This window comes from Bacillus sp. NEB1478 (genome assembly GCF_031582965.1).
Taxonomy (GTDB): domain Bacteria; phylum Bacillota; class Bacilli; order Bacillales; family Fictibacillaceae; genus Fictibacillus.
Genome location: NZ_CP134049.1, coordinates 2,504,180 through 2,522,131, shown reverse-complemented (window position 1 = coordinate 2,522,131; position 17,952 = coordinate 2,504,180). Strand labels below are relative to the sequence as shown.

The following is a 17,952-nucleotide window of genomic DNA, read 5'->3' as shown; positions in this document are numbered from 1 at the left end:
CACTCCTGTTATTGATTTCTAAATAATAAATAAATAAAGTATGGTGCGCCGATTGCTGCTGTAAATACGCCAGCCGGCACTTCTAATGGTGAAAAAAGAGTTCTTCCAGCTAAGTCTGCTAATACGACCATTGTTCCGCCAATAAAAGCAGATGCGGGGAAGAGACCGCCGAATGATGAACCTGTAATCCTTCTCGCGATATGAGGTCCAATCAGACCGACAAATCCGATAGCGCCGGCAAAAGCAACGGCGGATCCAGCTAATGCTGTGCAAACCATGAGCAACAGAAAACGTTCACGGTGAACTTTTATTCCTGCTCCCGTTGTAAGGTCATCACCGAATCCTTGGATGTTCAGACGGCGAACGAGCAGTACAAGTAATGGCAGCATGGCGATAAACCAAGGAAGGATCGCTTTTACTTCTTTCCACGAAGTACCGTAGACGGTACCCGTCAGCCAGATCGTTGCTTGACTGGCTCTATAAATGGGACCCATTAACATCATTAGTGTTGTAAGTGCTTGAAAGAGCGCCATAACACCGATCCCGATTAAAATGAGACGGATCGGGGTCACACCATTTTTCCAAGCGAGACCGTATATTAAGAAAGCGACGATCGTTGCTCCGGCAAATGCGAAAACAGGTAAATAATTAATACTTATTAACAAGTTGTTGCTGTCATCACTAAACATCGTTAAAAACGTAACAGCAGCAAATCCTGCTCCACCAGTAATTCCAATCATATCAGGGGAGGCTAAAGGATTCCTGATCACACCTTGCAGGATAGCGCCAGAGAGAGCAAGTGACGCACCTGCAATAAAAGCAACGATTACTCTTGGCAGCCTGAATTCAGTAATAATCAGCTGATTCATATCCAATCCGTATCCGAAAAGGGCTGAGAAAACATCCCATGGGGCGATATATAATTCGCCGACCCCGATACTGACTAACATTGAAACTAATGCGATCAGCGCTAAAATGATAATTGCAAAAGTGGTTTTTTTATCAATTAAGTAAGAAAATGACTTCTGTTGAATGACCCAATACTTTCTCATTTTTGAAATATTCCTTTACGAACAATGTAGATAAAGAATGGTGTCCCGATCAGTGCGGTTACAACTCCGACGGGGGCTTCTTCAGGCATAATGATATATCGGGCACCTATGTCGGCAGCAACTAGCATGATCCCGCCTATTAACGCAGAGAATGGAACAATCCATCTATGGTCGTTTCCAACTAAGTATCTAGCAAAATGGGGAACGACGATACCTATGAAACTAATAGGTCCTGCAATCGCAACTGATCCGCCAGCAAGCAAAATGACCATAAGTGCAGCAAGAAACTTAAACAATACTGTTTTTTGCCCCAAACTGACCGCAACATCTTCTCCTAATGCAAACGCGTTTAACTGGCGTGAAAGAAGAATAGAGACAATCCATGCTGTTAGAAGAGCAGGCATGACTGTTATCAGCATCGAAAGTTTTCGGCCTTCAACCGATCCTGCCAGCCAAAACAATACTTCATCCAGAGCTTTCTCATTCGTTACAAGCATACCTTGCGTTAGAGAAGCGAATAATGCGGCCATAACTGCTCCAGCAAGCGTTAACTTAACGGGTGTTAAACCGCCTTTTCCGGCAGAACCCAGTACATAAGCCATCCCAGAGGCAACGGCTGCACCCAAAAATCCGATCCACATGAATTCCTGTATGGAAGATATCCCCAGGAAAGTAACGCCAAATACGATAAAAAATCCTGCACCCGCATTGACTCCGAAAATATCAGGAGAGGCAATCGGATTTCGCGTTAATGCCTGCATCAGGACTCCGGCAATGCCTATGCTCATCCCTACTGCCATACCTACAAGTGCTCGGGGAACACGTGAAATTTTAATAATTAACTGTTCATTAGAACCGTTAAAAGCTGTATAAGCATCAATAGCTGTTGATAAGGAAGTGTCTGTGTATCCCAAAATGACACTTAGTACCAGGATGATAAAAGTAAAAACGATTCCGACTATCAATCCTGCAGTCTTTAATTTGTTTCCATGTAATATACCGTTCATTGCAGCCTCTTTTAATAATGAAAGTTATTCTCAATTACAGTTTAAGAGTTTCTAAAGCATCTGTCAATGACTTTGAAAATCATTATCAATTAATTGTTGACAACGGATACATCCCGTATTATGATACGTATTGTAATTGATTCTCATTATCATTTACACATACGAAAAAGGGGAGAGAATTGAGAATGAAAAAGATTACATACAAATTGCTTGCGTTTGCTGCAGTATTATCACTTATGCTTGCTTTAGCAGCATGCGGCGGCAAGGATAAAACACAAGAAGGTAAAGAATCATCTGGATCAGATTCTTCTTATAAAGTAAAACACGCAATGGGAACAACTGAAGTGAAGAGCAACAAACGAGTAGTTGTGTTAACAAACGAAGGAACAGAGGCTGTATTAGCTTTAGGAGTAAAGCCAGTCGGTGCAGTTAAATCTTGGCTAGGTGACCCTTGGTATGACCACATTAAAGACGACATGAAGGGTGTTGAAGTGGTTGGAGACGAAAGCGCGGTTAATGTTGAGAAAATCGCTGCACTAAAGCCTGATTTGATTATCGGTAACAAGATGCGTCAAGAAAAGCAATACGATGAACTAAACAAAATCGCACCAACCGTTTTCGCAGAAGATCTTCGCGGTGACTGGAAAGTTAACTTTGAACTATATGCAAAAGCATTAAATAAAGAAGAAAAAGGCAAGGAAGTATTGGCTGCGTTCGATCAGCGTATCGAAGACTTCAAGAAAGAAGCAGGCGACCAGCTTAACAAAAAAGTATCCATGGTCCGTTTTATGCCTGGTAAAACAAGAATCTATCACCAAGATTCATTCTCTGGTGTTATTTTAAAGCAGATCGGATTTGCAAGACCTGCTGACCAAAATAAACCTGATTTCGCTGAAGAAGTAACCCAAGAGCGTATACCTGATATGAATGGTGATGTTCTGTTCTACTTCACATATGAAGCAGGAGATGGGAAAGCAACAGACACAGAAAAAGAATGGACGAATAACCCGCTTTGGAAGAACTTAGAAGTCGTAAAATCAAATAATGCGCACAAAGTAGATGACGCTGTTTGGAATACTGCTGGCGGTGTAAAAGCAGCTAACTTGATGCTTGATGATCTTGAGAAGTTCTTTTTAGAAAAATAAATGATTTGGAGGAGGAAGCGATAATCGTTTCCTCTTTTTTTATTCGAAAAAATCCTTCAACTAATGATCGTTTCCTTACCCTATTTTTCTTATAATAGAGTTAGTATGAGATAACCCTTAGAGGAAGGATAAATTATGAATCTGTCAGGAGAGATTTTCATTTGTCAATGCTGCCAGGACGCTTTTTTGTTATGGGGGGATCGATGGTAATGCTGGTCGCCGTACATATTTTCATGCTTCCTCTTATCATAAAGCAGAATCAATCAAAATCGGATTTAACGATTTCTTAATCTGTCGCATTTCTGTTATAAATTTGCCATATTTAACACGAGGGAAAATGTCTGTCTTGCATAAATTAGTAAGTAAGAAGTAAAAATATTCCTGGAGGTTTTTGATATGAGCAAAAAACCATCAATTAATAAAGAATTACAAAAACGTGAAATTTTAATGAAGGACGAGCAGACAACCGGTTTTTTCTACGAAGATCATATTACAGCAATTGTGAATCGTGCTCGAAAAGAAGGGGCTTTTGATGACTTAGAAGGATTGGGTAAACCACTCAACATTGACATGGATCTTCAATACAATCCTGAGAAACGTCTTCAAAAAGTGATGAAAGATAATAATATTTTGCCGAATTGGGTGAAACTAGGCAAAGAGATAGACGTATTAAAAGAAGAACTAAAATCATACACAGTGGAGTACAACATAAAAAAGACGGTAGAAGTGATTAATCAAAAAGTATTTCAGCACAACCTGTCATGTCCGCCTACAGCACAGCGTATGAAGGTGAAACTGGAAGATGTTTTGAACAGATAAACGGAGGGCCAATGTCAAAAATTAGCACTGAGAATGCTGAACATTATCAATGGGGAGATGCTTGCGATGGATGGTTTCTTCTCAAGAGGGATGACATGAGTATCATTCATGAAAAAATGCCTCCCCAAACATCTGAAGTCAGGCACTATCATGTTTTTTCCAAGCAATTTTTCTTCATTCTAAACGGAGAAGCTATTGTAGAACGTGAAGGAGAAGAATATGTATTAAAAGCTAACGAAGGAATCGAGATCCCCCCAGGCATACCTCATCAAATCAGAAACGAAAGTAAGCATTCCGTTGAATTTCTAGTAACTTCAACACCCCCGTCACATGGAGACAGGGTTGTAGTAAAAAAAGTAAAAACGATAAGTTATGTGACCCTTTAATCCACGGATAATAAAGGGTCATTATTCTTACTGTTCGTTTAAGCTTGAAACATCAACACTTTGCTTCTGCTCCGGATTATTAAGGGAATGGATTGTCGCTTTTCCTGTTTCTTGATCCACATGCTCAATGTAGATTTGCTCACCATTACAAGTAACGTTTGCCATTTCTGATGAAGAACATATTTCTTGTGCTCTTTGTGCGTCCAAATATCTCACCTCCAAACTACATGACAGCAAATATAATATTTGTTCAAATCGTTTCTCATATTCTTATTTGGCCGTATTTCTTTCCAGCTGTTATGTAAATTCAATGAAAAGGGGACAATGATGAAAATGGCATACACAGGAGATTAACATGCTAAAGTATACGAAATCATCGAATAGCACAGCTAAAAATGATCATTTTAACTTTCCAAATTCTGATGAAACTCTATTGATGTTTTATAATTCCCCTGAAGAGATGCAAAAGGATGAAGTTCTGCAAAAGATGGAGATTCATCCTCTGGCTAGCCAAGCGTTCTCCGCGTTTTCAGATCACCCAAAGATTAATATTTATGCGAGTCATGTAGTTGTTTCCACTTTTTATTTGGATACAGAAGATTTTAAACCGATTAGGATCAACTTGCTTATCGGGGATCAATATGTAATCGCAATGTCTGAGAAAGTTCTCCCTTTTAGAAAAAAACTCGTAACAGATTTTTTAGAGAATCCGGAGCACATGGAGCATGTCAGTTATATTCTTTATTATGTGATGAGGGATATCGTTGATTCGTATTTAGAAGTCGTTGATAAACTTTCTGATGAATTTTTAGATTTGGAAAAACAAGTGTTTGTTGATCCTATGAAAAGAGAAATCGGACATAACGTTTATCGATGGAAAAGCAAATTACATAACCTGAGGCAGTATGTAGAGGCTGAGGAGTTCGTCATTCAAAAGATGGGACATGATGATTTTGAATTTGCAAACGAAGAATCAGGTTTTTATTTCAAAGATTTGCTTTCATCTTTTTCGAGAGTAACAGCTGCATTTGACAGCTATAAGGAAAATTTAAAAGGTGTCCTGGATCTTCAAATGTCATTAAAATCAGATCATATGAACCGTATTATGAAGACACTGACCCTTGTCAGTGCCGTTTTTGTACCACTTACTTTTATCGCTGGTTTATACGGTATGAATTTTGAATATATACCAGAATTGAGATGGAGATACGGCTATTTTTATGTTTTAACCCTTTGTTTTTCTCTGGCTGTTTTGATCATGAGTTATTTTAAGAAAAAAAGATGGTGGTGACATTTACATAAAAAGCGCAATATCGCGAAAAGCTATTCATAAAGGAGGTGCTTCACTTGGAGAAAAGACCTTATTATGTGAACGTGGAAAGCGGAGAAATCCTTCCAATTAAAACTGCTTCCACATTTCAGTTTGAAATCTCAGCATCAGACGAAGATATCCGGAAACTCGCTCAAAAGTTTGAGGAAGTAGACAGTGCTTCAGCAGACACGTTTGTAAGAACGCATGTACCGTATGTCCCTTATTCTGATGATCCTGATAATGACCGGTATGATCAAAAACTAAGAGAAGCATACGAAATCATTCATGATTTGGGACAAGACGAGACAAGAAAATTTATAGAAACAATGAGTATTTGGAACAAAGAAAAAAGGCCTGAGACTGAATAATCTCCTGGCCTTTTTTTAATTAATAAACAAAGAACGCGATATAAATGATCACTGTAACGATTACACTAAACGCAACGTAAGTCAGGAAAACTGGATTGAATAATACGGTATGCCGTGTAACCGCTGGGTTTACTTCATCTTTCGTATACGTCTTTTGTTTTTTTGCGAGCTGAAATGTCCATATAAGACCAGCTCCAAGAATAAGGACAAAAAGAATAGTCAGCAGTGGGAAAATGACACTCACTCCTTAAATCATGTTTGTCCTTTAGTTTTTGTAACTTTATCGTGTTTCATTCATAAGAGCAGGCTGTTCTTCCAATGAATCGAGACGGTTAAGTTCACCTTTTACTAGTGAAAGTATCTTTTCTTGATCTTTTTCATCAAAAATGTTGTACTCTTTACTTTCAATGATAAGAACTGGTGTCTTGTCATAAGCCTTGATCCATTCCTTATATTTGCCATGGAGAGTTTTATAATATGCCAAAAGCTCGGGATTTTCATCAACTTGTTCATATGAACGTCCTCTTTGTGTGATTCGTTCAAGTACAGTGTCTAGATCACTATCTAGATAAATCAATAAATCAGCACGTGACTTTGGCGTTTTATCGATTTCGTTCATCATCGTTTCAAGCAAGTCTTTGTACGTATCAAATTCAAGCTGAGTCATATTGCCGGAGTCGAAATTAAGCTCTGCAAAAATTAAATCTTCATATAAGCTGCGATCCAGAACATTGTCTGGATTTGAACGCGCTTGACGAATCGTTTTAAAGCGTGTGTTTAAAAAGTAAATCTGAAGCGGGAAAGCCCATCGCTTCGGGTTTTTGTAATAATCGGGTAAAATAGGGTTATCAACGACGCTTTCATAATAAATTTCGCTTTCAAGCTCACGGCTCAAAAACTCAGCGTATGTTGTTTTACCAGTACCGATCATACCTGCCATTAAAATCACAGTGTATCCTCCTAAAATGAAATGCTGAACCAGCCGTTAGGACACGACAAGCACATAATCTCCTGACAACGGATACGCTTTTTGTATCCTAGGAAGGAGAGATGTGACCTCGAGTGTCTGGCTGTTGAAGCTGGACAAGAAATGCTGAACCGGCTCGTTCAAAAGCGACAAGCGTACAAGTTTTAGAGTGTAAACACGCTTTTTGTGTTAAGCGTAAAAACGGTGCGACCTCGAGCTTTTAGCCGGTGAAGCTGGACAAGAAATGCTGAACCGCTTCATTTCAAATATCAAATCAATATGTATTAAAGAAAAATCTATATATGGTATGTATGACATAAAGCCTTTCTAAATATATCACGGAATGAAAAATGTGAATAGAGGTTGTTGTCGGAAATTGGAGAAAAATAAGAGATAGAGATGATAGAAGGAAGGATGAAGAATCATGCCAATACCCATTAAAGTTTATTCAGACTTCGTTTGTCCGTATTGTTTTTTAGCAGAAACACCTCTATTGAAGGCAATTGAGGGAAAAGATGTAACGATCGAATGGATACCTTTTGAACTGCACCCTTATCCGCAAGAAACTTTAAAACCAGAAGGCAGCTATATTCAAAGATCATGGTATGAATCTGTATTACCACTTGCAAAAAAATTGGGTGTAGAAATGATTTTGCCAGATGTTTCACCACAGCCACATACTCATTATGCACATGAAGGCTTATTGTTTTCAAAAAGACATGGTAAAGAAAAAGAATATGCTCACCGAGTATTTACTAGTTTTTATCAAGAAGGAAAAGATATCGGAACGATAGAAGTACTCCGAAATATTGCTGAAGAAGTTGGAATGGACGGAAGAGCATTTGAAGAATCCCTCCATTCGCGTGAATTTCGCAGCGAAAGAGAAGAATATTTACGAATGGCGAGTGAAGAAGGTGATATCACCGCGGTTCCAACCATGTGTATCGGTGACCGTGTATTAAAAGGACTCCATCCGCAAGCTAACATCGAACGAGCGTTGCGAGGTGCGGTACGGGATGAAAAAATGGAGTTTTGCGAAGGTGATGAGTGTGAATAGAACAGAAAAAAGAGCGCTTAGAAGGTTGTCCTTCTTGGCGCTCTTTTAACGTTCTTAACAATGAAAAAAGGGGGTTGTTGATAGGGATGTCTATAATATAGCAAGTATGATTTAAAAGATGAGAAATATGTGATTTTTTTGATAAACGTTATCACTTTGTGACAAAGACGCGTTAATGAACTAATGCCCTTAAAAAATAATGGGGAAAGAGCCCAAGTAAGGGGTGGGCTCTTTCAGGAAAAGGGGGTACACCTATATAAGACGAGGCAAATAAAAGAAAGTTTCAAAAAATGTAAATTTTCTTTCCAATGTATCTTTAAAAAGTGATAAAGTATATAAGCAGAAAAAGAAGAGAGGGATGGGGATGAGGGGATTTTTCGAAAAGTGGCATCCTGCTGTTATTGTTATTGTTGCTGGGACGCTTTTTACAAGAGCTGCTTTTTTTATGACGATGCCGTTCTTGGCGATCTATTTATACAGTGAAAAAGGAATTGATCCAGCTACAGTTGGAATAATCATCGGTGTCAGTGCTCTTACGGGAACTTTTGGCGGTTTTTTTGGCGGATATCTATCAGACCGCGTCGGTCGTCTTCCGGTAATGACAGCTGCAATATTCACTTGGAGTATAGTATTTGCTGGGTTTGCACTCGCTGATCATGTTTGGCATTTCTTTTTATTGAATATGTTAAACGGTTTATGCCGATCTTGGTTCGAGCCGATTTCAAGAGCTTTGCTGGCTGATGTAACGACGAAAGAAAATAGGCTTCGTGTGTTTAATGCCCGCTACTTCGCGATTAATGTAGGAGCCGCAATCGGACCGGTAGTCGGAACACAGCTAGGCACTTCTTCTTCTACACAAGCTTTTTATATAACAGCTGGTGCTTATCTGATTTATGGCCTTTTAATAGTAAGTACGCTGACAAAATACACTTCTGAATTAAAAGGCGGAGAAGAAAGAAAGTTCTCGGTGAAATCTGCGATAACTGTATTATCAAAAGACAAAGTGCTTGCGTTTTTCTTAGTAGGAAACACAATTGTTATGATGTCACAGTCACAAATGGACACTACTTTAGCGCAATATATAGGGAATGCCCCTCAATTTGAGAATGGTGTAAAACTATTTGCGTATTTAGTCGTAGCTAATGCGGTAACGGTCCTTTTACTGCAGTTTCCAGTAACGAATTACATAAAGCGATGGGAACCTATGAATGCACTTCGGTTTGGAAGCATTGCCTTCAGTCTCGCTCTTTTAGGATTTGGTCTATCCACAAATGCCGTATTTTTGGTCATAAGCATGGTGGTCCTTACAGTGGGTGAAATCATTGTATTCGTCATGAGTGATGTACTTTTGGATGATTTGGCACCGGACCATATGAGGGGTACATATTTTGGAGCGATGTCTTTCCGTTCAATCGGCTTTAGTGCCGGGCCGTGGATCGGGGGGCTGCTTCTGAGTTCATTTGGTTTTCATCATGGATTTTATGTATTTGGGTGTTTAACACTCATTTCATTATTATCACTTCCATTTTTTCAATATGGGGAGATCGTCCGTAAAAACACAGCGTCAAATCAATCTGTCTCAACATAAGAAAGGAGAATTAAATCGTGATAACAGGTATAGAACATACAGGTATAATGGTTTCTGATATGGAGAAATCACTTTCATTTTATTCGGATATTTTAGGTTTGGAGTTTATAGACCGATTCGATCACACGAGCGTTGATGTGAATTTAGCATTTTTAGGACTTAATGGAAAAGTACTAGTGGAATTGATCGCAGGTTATCCAGGAGAGGTAACAAACGAAGGAAAAGTGCATCACCTCGCTTTTTCTGTAAAAAATATTGAAGAAAAATTTGAACTGCTAAAAGAAAAAGGAGTCAAATTAAAAGATCACGAGATTACAGAACTGCCAAACGGAAAGTATTTCTTTTTTTATGGACCGGATGAGGAATCGTTAGAGTTTTTTGAAGCGAAATAATTAGATGAAGGCTGGCTCTTGTCTTGCGAGTCAGCTTTTTTAAATTTAATTCAAAAAAGCCGCCAATAGGGAGAGGTAAAAGGAAGAAGATGGGTCAAATCATCTTCTACCATTATAATAAAAGCCTCTTAACAAGCTCCAAACGCCACCACTGTTCCATTTATCCACGATAATCGTTAATAATTCCACGGTTTTCTGCAATATATCCACAGTAAGGAGACATATATCCACGTTAGGTTCCCATTTATCCGATTTTCGAAAACGTCGCCAGCTAGCCATCGTCAGATGTGAACACATAAAACGGGCTCACAAACGAGTCCGTTTTATAATCCTATATTCCTGGCAATGTCTCTTTTAAATATTGGTTGGAACAATACTCAACACCGTATTTATAACGGTGTTCACGAACGTTTCGAGCTTTCTTCGGGTCTATTAAGATACGTCTGATCTCAGGGTATGCCTCCATAATCTTTTGTGCGATTTTGTCACCTGGTTCATCTGGATCCGTTAAAACGTATACCTCATCACACAAAACCAATGCTTCCTCAATCGCTCTTCGCTCTCTATGACGAAAGGAAATCCCGTTTAATATAACAAAATGAGCCTCTGGATCTACACACTGAACTCTCAGTTGATCACTTTTGCCTTCAACAATGTATCCGGTCATAGCGCCTCCTGTAAATCATAAGATTCATTATGATTTTATGGCGGGCACTATGAAAATAGTACAACTTCAAAGACATAACTGAAAATATTCATGTCACGTACGTCGTTATGCTTATAAACCTCAACATTAAAAAGAAGCCATGGCTTCTTTTTAATGTTCCTTATCTATTTTTTAATTTCCGAGCGATAATCGGCAGTAATTTCTTTTTGCCTTGTTTGAGCAGAAATGCGAAAGCCATCCCCTTAATTCCCTTGCTGATACGTCCCATGTTGCATACCTCCTCAGAAAGCTTGATTTCTAGTAATATACCCGAAATGGGGAAGCGTCAATCTTAATTATTATAAATTAGGATACTTGTCTATACGTCTAGCAAATCCGTGAATAAGATAGTAGGGCACAAACAATTTTTATAGGAGTTGGATATTTTGACGCAAAGAATGTTTCCGTTCTTTCCTGGGCAGGGAGGACAAGGACAAGGATTTGGACCTCCAGGTGGGGGAGGCGGCGGTGGAATGGCTCCGCAATCACCTCCACCATCATACACGCCACACCAGTCTCAAGGTTTTAGTTTAGGAGGCGGGGGAGGCGGTGGCCAAGGAGGACAGCCTGGCCTTTACGCAGTAGATCCAGGAGCAATTCGTCCTTGCTTGTACCAGTTTGTCTTTATCTGGCCGAGCTGGGGACCTGGGTTTTGGGCATGGCTTACTTTTGTAGGCCGCCGCTCTGTAGCAGGCTTCAGATGGAACGGCAGACGTTGGGTGTACTTCGGAATGGATACACGACAAATCAATTCATTTTTCTGTTCATAAAAATAACCGCCGTTTGGCGGTTGTTTTTATTTTAAGGCTGTTTTCTAAAAGATTGTTGCTTTCAAATCTCTTTTTTATTGTCTTCTTAGATGGTTGATTGGAGTGGAAAGTGCGAGACTCCTCGAAAATGAAAATCACATTTTCTTCGTGCGATATAACGCTGCCGAAGCCTTCCTTGTCCTGCGGGACAGGCGGGCAGTCCGAAATGCGGAAGCGGTTGGGTCAGCCCCGACAAGCAAAAGGGAAATGGGCTGAGAAGGCGCTTTTTGCATTCGGGACCATTAAACTTTTGACCTCGAGGGGCTAACCGCTTCAGCTAGACAGGTGAGACACTTAACGTGAAACGTCCGAATGTGGCTCACCGCTTGCCCCGCGGAAAGCGAGCAACCTGGAACGGAAATCAAATACTTTCAAAAGAAACAATGAATACGAAAACAGCCTATTTTAAGTAACATTTTGATATAGATATTCAGGCGCTCCAAGTACGTCCCATGATTCATAGCATTTCATATTCATGGGGAAAGGATAGTTTTTTAAGTATTGTATAGCTTCCCAGACTAGAGGGGAGCACCACTCTTCTTGCACTTTTGTTGGATCGATCCATAATGTACCTTTAGAATCCTGATCAGGAATAGAGGCTAAAGCAAGCTGATTAGCTTCATCTACTTTTCCGATAAAGTAAACAGCTGTATGCTGCGAAAGCGTCCATTTTTTATACCGCCACGGTATCTCGTAAATTCTTTCACCTAGTTTATTAGCTGACTGAACTTGATAACCTGTTTCTTCATATACTTCACGTACAACTGTTTCTAATTCAGACTCTTCATTTTCAGGGGTCCCGCCGGGAAGATCTAAGCGGTTAATGTAAGGTCCTCCGTTTTTTTCAATCGTTAGCAGATGACCAGAATCATTCACACAAATTAAATAGATTCCTTTATGTGTATGCAATGTAAAACGTCTCCTTTATAATAAACGCCTCTTCATTAGTATGAAAAGGCATTCACCCGAAAACTTTATTCTTTTACAAGTTCATTCAGCTCTGAAGTTAATGCTTCGAATTTCGTGAAACTTTCCACAACATCTTCTACACATCTATATTGTTCTTCGACACTAGCAAGTACTTCTTCCACAGCACCACTGGACGATTCAGCCGTTCCAGACACAGATTGAATTTCGCCTACAATCTGTCCTGTAGATTCATATAGCTGATTGATCAAAGATTGAACTTGTGATGATTGAGCAGCCACCTGATCTGTGTTCGATAAGATTTGTTTAAAATTATTTGCTGTTTTTTGAGTCGCTTCCAGACTGGAAGAAACAACACCTTGACTGCCATCAACGAATTGGGCAGCTTGTTTTGCTTTGGTGCGGATTTCCCCAAGGATTCCAGCAATCTGTTTTGTTGAATTTTGCGAGTCTTCCGCTAATCGTCGAACTTCATCAGCTACAACGGCAAATCCGCGTCCTTGGTCACCAGCTCTTGCAGCTTCAATCGCAGCATTTAATGCTAATAGATTCGTTTGTGAAGAAATTTCTTCAATCGTTGTTAAAATATCTCCAATTGACTCGCTCTGTTCATTAAGTTCATTCATTAATGTATTGGTCTGCTTCATCAGTTCACTTACTTCTTCCATTTTAGCTGTAAGTTCTAGAACCTGATTTTCACCCGTCTTCGTTACATGGGCAGTTTCTTCTGACAATTGTTTCATGTCAGTAGAATGCTGGAACAAACCTTTTGCCACATCGTTGGTACTCGTAACCGAATCGTTCATGCCGCCTACGCTGACTGCTTGAGATTCAACACCTCTTGCCACTTCGGTGAAAGCATGAGTAATGTTGCTGGAGATTTCGCCGGTTCTTGTTACGTTTTCTTTTACTGATTGGCTGAATAGATGAAGATTTTCAGTCGCATCTTTTATTTTGGCTAATAGATGCTCCAGTTTTACTTTATCATTCTCAGCACGCTTTTCCGCCTGCAAAATATTGTTTTGCATCCGCTGCCCCATCTTTGCTTGAGCAACGAGTGCTGATGTAATTACGATTAAAAAGACATTTAAAGAAATGATAATCTTAGGGTCTTGTCCAGCAAACATTGTATCTTTATATTGAAAAAAGAAAAAATTCGTTAAAAATAAACCGCTAACACCCGATAGTAATATAGAAATGTAGTTATGATAAAGCGTTATGAAAGCAAGACAAACATAAGTCATCAAATAAGTAGAGATTTTCGGGTTTGATTCAGCCATGATAACAGCGAGTATAGTCATACCGATTACAACAAAAAACTGAACGGCGCCTGGAGCCCATTTTCTGCTAGTCCAAATTGTGAGGGTGAGAAGGATAATCAGGCCTCCAATCCCGTAAAAAGAAACGCTTTCTAATGTTTTCGTACTGGCATATGTACTTCCGAGACCTAAAAAATACATACCCCATAACATTTTTGTAACGAGTTTGTTCGTTTGTAAATTTGAGGCAAATGATGGATTCAAATTTTTTCATCTCCGTTTTAGAATATAAAAGTGCTATTCTATATATCGACATTAATTTTGAAGAATTAACGGTATTTTCACCCTAATGTAACAAAATTTTCTAATAACTCGTCTAAATCTAAGAGGTGACCAAACATGACAAATAAAACACGAATGAAATGTTTTTTATTAATACTGGCTGTTATGTTATCAGCATGCAGCAACGATCAGAGTTCAGAGCCAAAAGAAGGAAAGAAGAAGACTGCCGCAACTGCACCCGTAACGGAACAAAACAAAGATACTGAAGAGAAAGCAGTAACGGATCAAACCTCTATTCAAGCTGAAGGAACTTATGTTGGGCAGATTGATAACAATTCAATCGAAGTTGATTCGGATGGAGAAATTCTTGTCCTTCGTTTAACAGATACAACACGTGAATCGCTAAAATCATTAAAAGATGGTTCAACTGTCTCGATCACATATAAAAAAGATGATAATGATCAAAATATTTTAGAAAAAATTATGGCGGTTGATTCTGGAGAAGTTGCCCAGCCTCCAACGAAAATATTGGAGTATACCGTTGATGGAAGAAAGGTTCAAAAAGAAGCAGGACTCATTCAGAGTGAACAAGATTATTCCTTTTATAAAGTTGATGACTTTGAATATACTGCTGAAGAACCAGGTAAAGACATCTTATTCGCATCAGAGGATGCAGAAACATTTGTTAGAATTGAACCTCTAACAGATGAAGCATCACTCGATGATTTAAAGAAATGGGCAAAGGATGAGCTAGAAGCGATAGGGGAAGTAAAAGAAGTAAAAGGCAGTGAAGTTGCAGGTCCTGCGTTTGAAAGCTCAGTTCTATTTTTAACTGCTTCAAAGGATTCCTATTCAAAATATATTGTCATTCAAAAACTTAAGAATGATAAGCTGATAAAGTATACAGTAAATCTGGCAAAACATGCGAAGTCCAGTGAGTGGGAACAGGCAATCTGGGCGATGTTATCCACTTTGGAAATGAAATAAATATATATTTTAGAGCGTACCCAACTCGGGTGCGTTTTTTTATTAAAGCTCTTTTAAACATCGTTGTTGAAATTGCAATGACTTCCAAGGATTATCAACACTTTCAATTAACAAAAGGATTTATATGATATATGAAGAATTTAAAGTAGATAAAGGTATAGATATTGAAATAAGTTAGGAGGCTTCAGATGAAACAGAAATTGAACCAGATGCTAAGTGATCAAAAAAATGCTCATATTTTTTATTCATTTAGTGATACTCAGAAGTATATACAAAACACGATAGCCTATATTCTTGATGGGATTGAATCAGGGGATTCAGTTCTGCTTATTGAAAGTGAAAGAATGCTGCCACAGATATTAATTGAACTAGAAAAACATTTGGATGAAAAGGATGAAAAGAGAGTTCACCATATTAGTAATTTTGATTTTTATTTTTCAAGTGGAAGCTATCATCCACCAGCCATTTTTAAATACATTGAAAATTCGCTGCAGCCATTTTTAGATCATAATATTCCAGTTCGGACTTGGACACATGTTGAGTGGAGTACGATCGAGGGACCATTATCCATAGTAGAGGAGCTGGAAGAAGGCGTAGATAAACTCATTGCTGAGCTGAATCTGAAGGTAATGTGTGCATACAAAGAAGTAGATATGCCTGACCCGTTTAAATTAGCGTTATTACGTACTCATAAATACGTCATGACTGACGATGATCTGTTCTTCTCAGATCAGTATAAAGAAAACGATTTAAAGGTTATTTCAAATGAACGATAAAAAATAGTTTTCATATAGAGTCATTAAAGTAGCATACGGCATATAATGTTTTCAAAGGATAAAAAAGTTTCCTTAAGGAAAGACAGGTGGATGCCATGTGGTACAAAGAAAGCTCTTTATTCAAACTGCAGCAGTATACGTTGATCCTTCATAAACTTGGAATTTTCTCTACTGAAGATAAAGCGGATATACTTGGAAAAATAGAAAATTATAAATCGAAAATTATGGTGAAAGAATAGAGGTTTTTTCTAACGAAGAAACCTCTTTCGTTTTTTTCTATAAACAGTTTCTGGAGGTTTTTCTAAAAGATTGTTGCTTCCTGGACTACGGCTAGGAGAAGCTAGACAAGTGAGACATATCAGGTGCAATTAGCCAGCACACCTTACCCTCCGCGGAAAGCGAGTATCGTGAAACTGAGATCAACTACTTCCTAGAGAACGAAGAATACCAAAACTTTCTTTACATAAGAAAAAACCGGCAGAAGGCTGCCGGTTCGTGTATTGGTTTTGATTATTTTTTAGTTACGTTAGCAGCTTGTGGTCCACGAGCTCCATCAACGATTTCAAATTCTACTTCTTGACCTTCATCTAAAGATTTGAAACCTTCAGATTGAATTGCTGAAAAGTGTACGAATACATCGTCTCCGCCTTCAACTTCAATAAAACCAAAGCCTTTTTCTGCGTTAAACCATTTTACTTTACCTGTTTGCATGTGAATGCCTCCTAAAACGTTTGCACAATTGTGCCGGAATTACCAAACTTCCTTTCAAACTCTTAAACACATAAGATGTAATCCAGTCGAGAATGGTTGAAATCAATATATCACAAAGAAAAAGCGCTATCAAGGGACTTTTCTGAAAAATAGGAATAAAGAGACAGAGTTAAAAATGGCTTGATGATACAGAAAAACCATCTTCTATTCGGAATAGGAAGATGGTTCTATTTCATGTGAAGGTCGCGTTGCTACGATTCCAGTTGCTTTAACGATCTGATTTAAAATATTAACTCGAGATTGGTCATCAAAGTTTTGTGCTTTTACGTATGCATAGCCATCTTCATTTGAAACATATCGGGGCGGCAAATTGTTGAGTGTAATCGCGTAAACATCCGTTTTACAAATCTCACATTTGCATGGAAGCTGAAGTTGGCCCCAGTAATTCGTTAATGCTTCTTCTACAAGTATTTCCATCGCGTTAATAACTTTCATGGGTTTATTTACCCCTTTGTATACATTCTATAGGATTAGAATAGCTTATTCTTACTACATATGTAAACTTCTAATATAGTTAACATGACAATATCCCTATCAATTTTCACGATATGTTCATAAAACATTACTATCTTACTAAATTGACAATAATATATGATTTTTCTGAAAATAATGTTGAAATCATATATGATTTGAGATTAACATAGAGATATGAATACTACACATAAACCCAACAAGCAGCAATATGCTTATCAAGTCATCCGTTCCCGTATTCTAGATGGAAGATATCCGCCTGGTCACAAATTAGTAATTGATCAGCTGGCAAGAGAGCTCCACACAAGTGCAATTCCTGTTCGAGAAGCAATCAGGCAACTGGAAGCAGATTCTCTCATCTCATTTAAACCCTACTCAGGAGCGATTGTTACCCCATTTGATGAAGAAGCATATTTAGAGACATTGTCAGTTTTAGCAGTATTGGAAGGTTTTGCAACTGCAGAATCGTCTGTCCACTTTCCTCATGAAAAGCTGAAGAATTTAAGAGCGTTTACTCGACTAATGGAAGATGCACTTGATGTACTCGATTTTTCTCTTTTCTCCAACTTCAACAAAGAATTCCACAAACTTACTTACACTTACTGCCATAATCAATTTTTAATGGAACAGATACAAGCAACATGGGAACGGCTCAGTACCGTCCGGAAAAACGGGACTACAATGCAGCCTGCAAGAATGAAGCGTTCCATTGCTGAACATTATCAATTAATCGAAATGATTGAAAAGAGAGAAGATCCCAAAAAAATCGAGGCATTTACCCGCAGCCACAAAATGAACACCCTTAAAGCTTTTCAGGAAGACAAAACGATTCAGTCAAGAACCAAAACGAAAACTTTATAAGGAGATGAAA

The 17,952-nt window shown here is 38.6% G+C and carries 24 protein-coding genes; 14 read left to right on the top strand and 10 right to left on the bottom strand.

What is annotated here, in order from left to right:
- Nucleotides 1-8: 8 nt before the first annotated feature.
- The gene (locus RGB74_RS12470) at nt 9-1,052 is read right to left on the bottom strand and encodes a FecCD family ABC transporter permease (RefSeq protein WP_310759627.1); all 1,044 of its coding nucleotides are present in this window, start codon (nt 1,050-1,052) and stop codon (nt 9-11) included.
- On the bottom strand, nt 1,049-2,059 hold the full coding sequence (locus RGB74_RS12465; protein WP_310759626.1) for a FecCD family ABC transporter permease: 1,011 nt from the start codon (nt 2,057-2,059) through the stop codon (nt 1,049-1,051). Before RGB74_RS12465 ends, RGB74_RS12470 begins: the two co-directional genes overlap by 4 nt.
- A 185-nt stretch (nt 2,060-2,244) precedes the next feature.
- On the opposite strand from RGB74_RS12465, the gene RGB74_RS12460 reads away from it, so the two are divergent.
- From RGB74_RS12460 to RGB74_RS12445, 4 genes are all read left to right on the top strand, one after another.
- The gene (locus RGB74_RS12460) at nt 2,245-3,204 is read left to right on the top strand and encodes an ABC transporter substrate-binding protein (RefSeq protein WP_310759625.1); all 960 of its coding nucleotides are present in this window, start codon (nt 2,245-2,247) and stop codon (nt 3,202-3,204) included.
- Between the two features lie 161 nt (nt 3,205-3,365).
- Nucleotides 3,366-3,494: a hypothetical protein gene (locus tag RGB74_RS12455; RefSeq protein ID WP_310759624.1), complete on the top strand. Its 129-nt coding sequence runs from the start codon at nt 3,366-3,368 to the stop codon at nt 3,492-3,494.
- 106 nt (nt 3,495-3,600) lie between these two features.
- On the top strand, nt 3,601-4,023 hold the full coding sequence (locus tag RGB74_RS12450) for a DnaJ family domain-containing protein (RefSeq protein WP_310759623.1): 423 nt from the start codon (nt 3,601-3,603) through the stop codon (nt 4,021-4,023).
- Nucleotides 4,024-4,034: 11 nt separating this feature from the next.
- Nucleotides 4,035-4,409 carry a cupin domain-containing protein gene (locus RGB74_RS12445; RefSeq protein ID WP_310759622.1) on the top strand — a complete coding sequence of 125 codons (375 nt, stop codon included), beginning with the start codon at nt 4,035-4,037 and terminating at the stop codon, nt 4,407-4,409.
- A gap of 27 nt (nt 4,410-4,436) precedes the next feature.
- Here RGB74_RS12445 and RGB74_RS12440 read toward each other — a convergent pair whose 3' ends face one another.
- Entirely contained in the window at nt 4,437-4,616 is a 180-nt protein-coding gene (locus tag RGB74_RS12440) for a small acid-soluble spore protein H (protein ID WP_310759621.1), read from the bottom strand.
- Nucleotides 4,617-4,764: 148 nt separating this feature from the next.
- Between RGB74_RS12440 and RGB74_RS12435 the strand changes: the two genes are divergently transcribed.
- Nucleotides 4,765-5,700 (top strand): magnesium transporter CorA family protein, encoded by a 936-nt coding sequence (locus RGB74_RS12435; RefSeq protein ID WP_310759620.1) that lies wholly within the window; start codon nt 4,765-4,767, stop codon nt 5,698-5,700.
- A 56-nt stretch (nt 5,701-5,756) separates the two neighbouring features.
- A complete protein-coding gene (locus RGB74_RS12430; RefSeq protein ID WP_310759619.1) occupies nt 5,757-6,089 on the top strand; it encodes a hydrolase in 333 nt (110 codons plus the stop codon).
- Nucleotides 6,090-6,108: 19 nt separating this feature from the next.
- Here the strand turns inward: RGB74_RS12430 and RGB74_RS12425 are convergent, their stop codons facing one another.
- Together RGB74_RS12425 and RGB74_RS12420 are read right to left on the bottom strand one after the other, a co-directional pair.
- Nucleotides 6,109-6,333 carry a hypothetical protein gene (locus RGB74_RS12425; protein ID WP_310759618.1) on the bottom strand — a complete coding sequence of 75 codons (225 nt, stop codon included), beginning with the start codon at nt 6,331-6,333 and terminating at the stop codon, nt 6,109-6,111.
- Nucleotides 6,334-6,369: 36 nt separating this feature from the next.
- Entirely contained in the window at nt 6,370-7,029 is a 660-nt protein-coding gene (locus RGB74_RS12420; protein WP_310762869.1) for a deoxynucleoside kinase, read from the bottom strand.
- Between the two features lie 451 nt (nt 7,030-7,480).
- Between RGB74_RS12420 and RGB74_RS12415 the strand changes: the two genes are divergently transcribed.
- From RGB74_RS12415 to RGB74_RS12405, 3 genes are all read left to right on the top strand, one after another.
- A complete protein-coding gene (locus RGB74_RS12415; protein WP_310759617.1) occupies nt 7,481-8,113 on the top strand; it encodes a DsbA family oxidoreductase in 633 nt (210 codons plus the stop codon).
- Nucleotides 8,114-8,477: 364 nt separating this feature from the next.
- Nucleotides 8,478-9,701, top strand: a complete 1,224-nt coding sequence (locus RGB74_RS12410; RefSeq protein ID WP_310759615.1) for an MDR family MFS transporter — start codon at nt 8,478-8,480, stop codon at nt 9,699-9,701.
- A 17-nt stretch (nt 9,702-9,718) separates the two neighbouring features.
- A complete protein-coding gene (locus RGB74_RS12405; RefSeq protein ID WP_396135968.1) occupies nt 9,719-10,093 on the top strand; it encodes a VOC family protein in 375 nt (124 codons plus the stop codon).
- Between the two features lie 331 nt (nt 10,094-10,424).
- Here RGB74_RS12405 and RGB74_RS12400 read toward each other — a convergent pair whose 3' ends face one another.
- Nucleotides 10,425-10,760, bottom strand: a complete 336-nt coding sequence (locus RGB74_RS12400) for a ribonuclease M5 (RefSeq protein WP_310759614.1) — start codon at nt 10,758-10,760, stop codon at nt 10,425-10,427.
- A gap of 425 nt (nt 10,761-11,185) precedes the next feature.
- Here RGB74_RS12400 and RGB74_RS12395 point away from each other — a divergent pair, with 425 nt between their 5' ends.
- The gene (locus RGB74_RS12395) at nt 11,186-11,569 is read left to right on the top strand and encodes a transporter (protein ID WP_310759613.1); all 384 of its coding nucleotides are present in this window, start codon (nt 11,186-11,188) and stop codon (nt 11,567-11,569) included.
- A 444-nt stretch (nt 11,570-12,013) separates the two neighbouring features.
- Here the strand turns inward: RGB74_RS12395 and RGB74_RS12390 are convergent, their stop codons facing one another.
- Together RGB74_RS12390 and RGB74_RS20125 are read right to left on the bottom strand one after the other, a co-directional pair.
- Nucleotides 12,014-12,517: an NUDIX domain-containing protein gene (locus RGB74_RS12390; RefSeq protein WP_310759612.1), complete on the bottom strand. Its 504-nt coding sequence runs from the start codon at nt 12,515-12,517 to the stop codon at nt 12,014-12,016.
- A 65-nt stretch (nt 12,518-12,582) separates the two neighbouring features.
- A complete protein-coding gene (locus RGB74_RS20125) occupies nt 12,583-13,161 on the bottom strand; it encodes a methyl-accepting chemotaxis protein (RefSeq protein ID WP_396136069.1) in 579 nt (192 codons plus the stop codon).
- A 1,032-nt stretch (nt 13,162-14,193) separates the two neighbouring features.
- On the opposite strand from RGB74_RS20125, the gene RGB74_RS12380 reads away from it, so the two are divergent.
- The 3 genes from RGB74_RS12380 (at nt 14,194) to RGB74_RS12370 (ending at nt 16,078) form a co-directional block, all read left to right on the top strand.
- Nucleotides 14,194-15,063 (top strand): hypothetical protein, encoded by an 870-nt coding sequence (locus RGB74_RS12380; RefSeq protein ID WP_310759610.1) that lies wholly within the window; start codon nt 14,194-14,196, stop codon nt 15,061-15,063.
- 188 nt (nt 15,064-15,251) lie between these two features.
- Nucleotides 15,252-15,839 (top strand): MEDS domain-containing protein, encoded by a 588-nt coding sequence (locus RGB74_RS12375; protein WP_310759609.1) that lies wholly within the window; start codon nt 15,252-15,254, stop codon nt 15,837-15,839.
- Nucleotides 15,840-15,934: 95 nt separating this feature from the next.
- Nucleotides 15,935-16,078, top strand: coding sequence for a hypothetical protein (locus tag RGB74_RS12370; protein ID WP_310759608.1), 144 nt, complete (start codon nt 15,935-15,937; stop codon nt 16,076-16,078).
- 271 nt (nt 16,079-16,349) lie between these two features.
- On the opposite strand, the gene cspD is transcribed toward RGB74_RS12370, so the two are convergent.
- Together cspD and RGB74_RS12360 are read right to left on the bottom strand one after the other, a co-directional pair.
- The gene (gene cspD / locus RGB74_RS12365) at nt 16,350-16,550 is read right to left on the bottom strand and encodes a cold-shock protein CspD (protein ID WP_066237152.1); all 201 of its coding nucleotides are present in this window, start codon (nt 16,548-16,550) and stop codon (nt 16,350-16,352) included.
- A gap of 204 nt (nt 16,551-16,754) precedes the next feature.
- A complete protein-coding gene (locus RGB74_RS12360) occupies nt 16,755-17,045 on the bottom strand; it encodes a late competence development ComFB family protein (RefSeq protein ID WP_310759607.1) in 291 nt (96 codons plus the stop codon).
- Between the two features lie 213 nt (nt 17,046-17,258).
- On the opposite strand from RGB74_RS12360, the gene RGB74_RS12355 reads away from it, so the two are divergent.
- Nucleotides 17,259-17,942: a GntR family transcriptional regulator gene (locus RGB74_RS12355; protein WP_310759606.1), complete on the top strand. Its 684-nt coding sequence runs from the start codon at nt 17,259-17,261 to the stop codon at nt 17,940-17,942.
- Nucleotides 17,943-17,952: the final 10 nt, after the last annotated feature.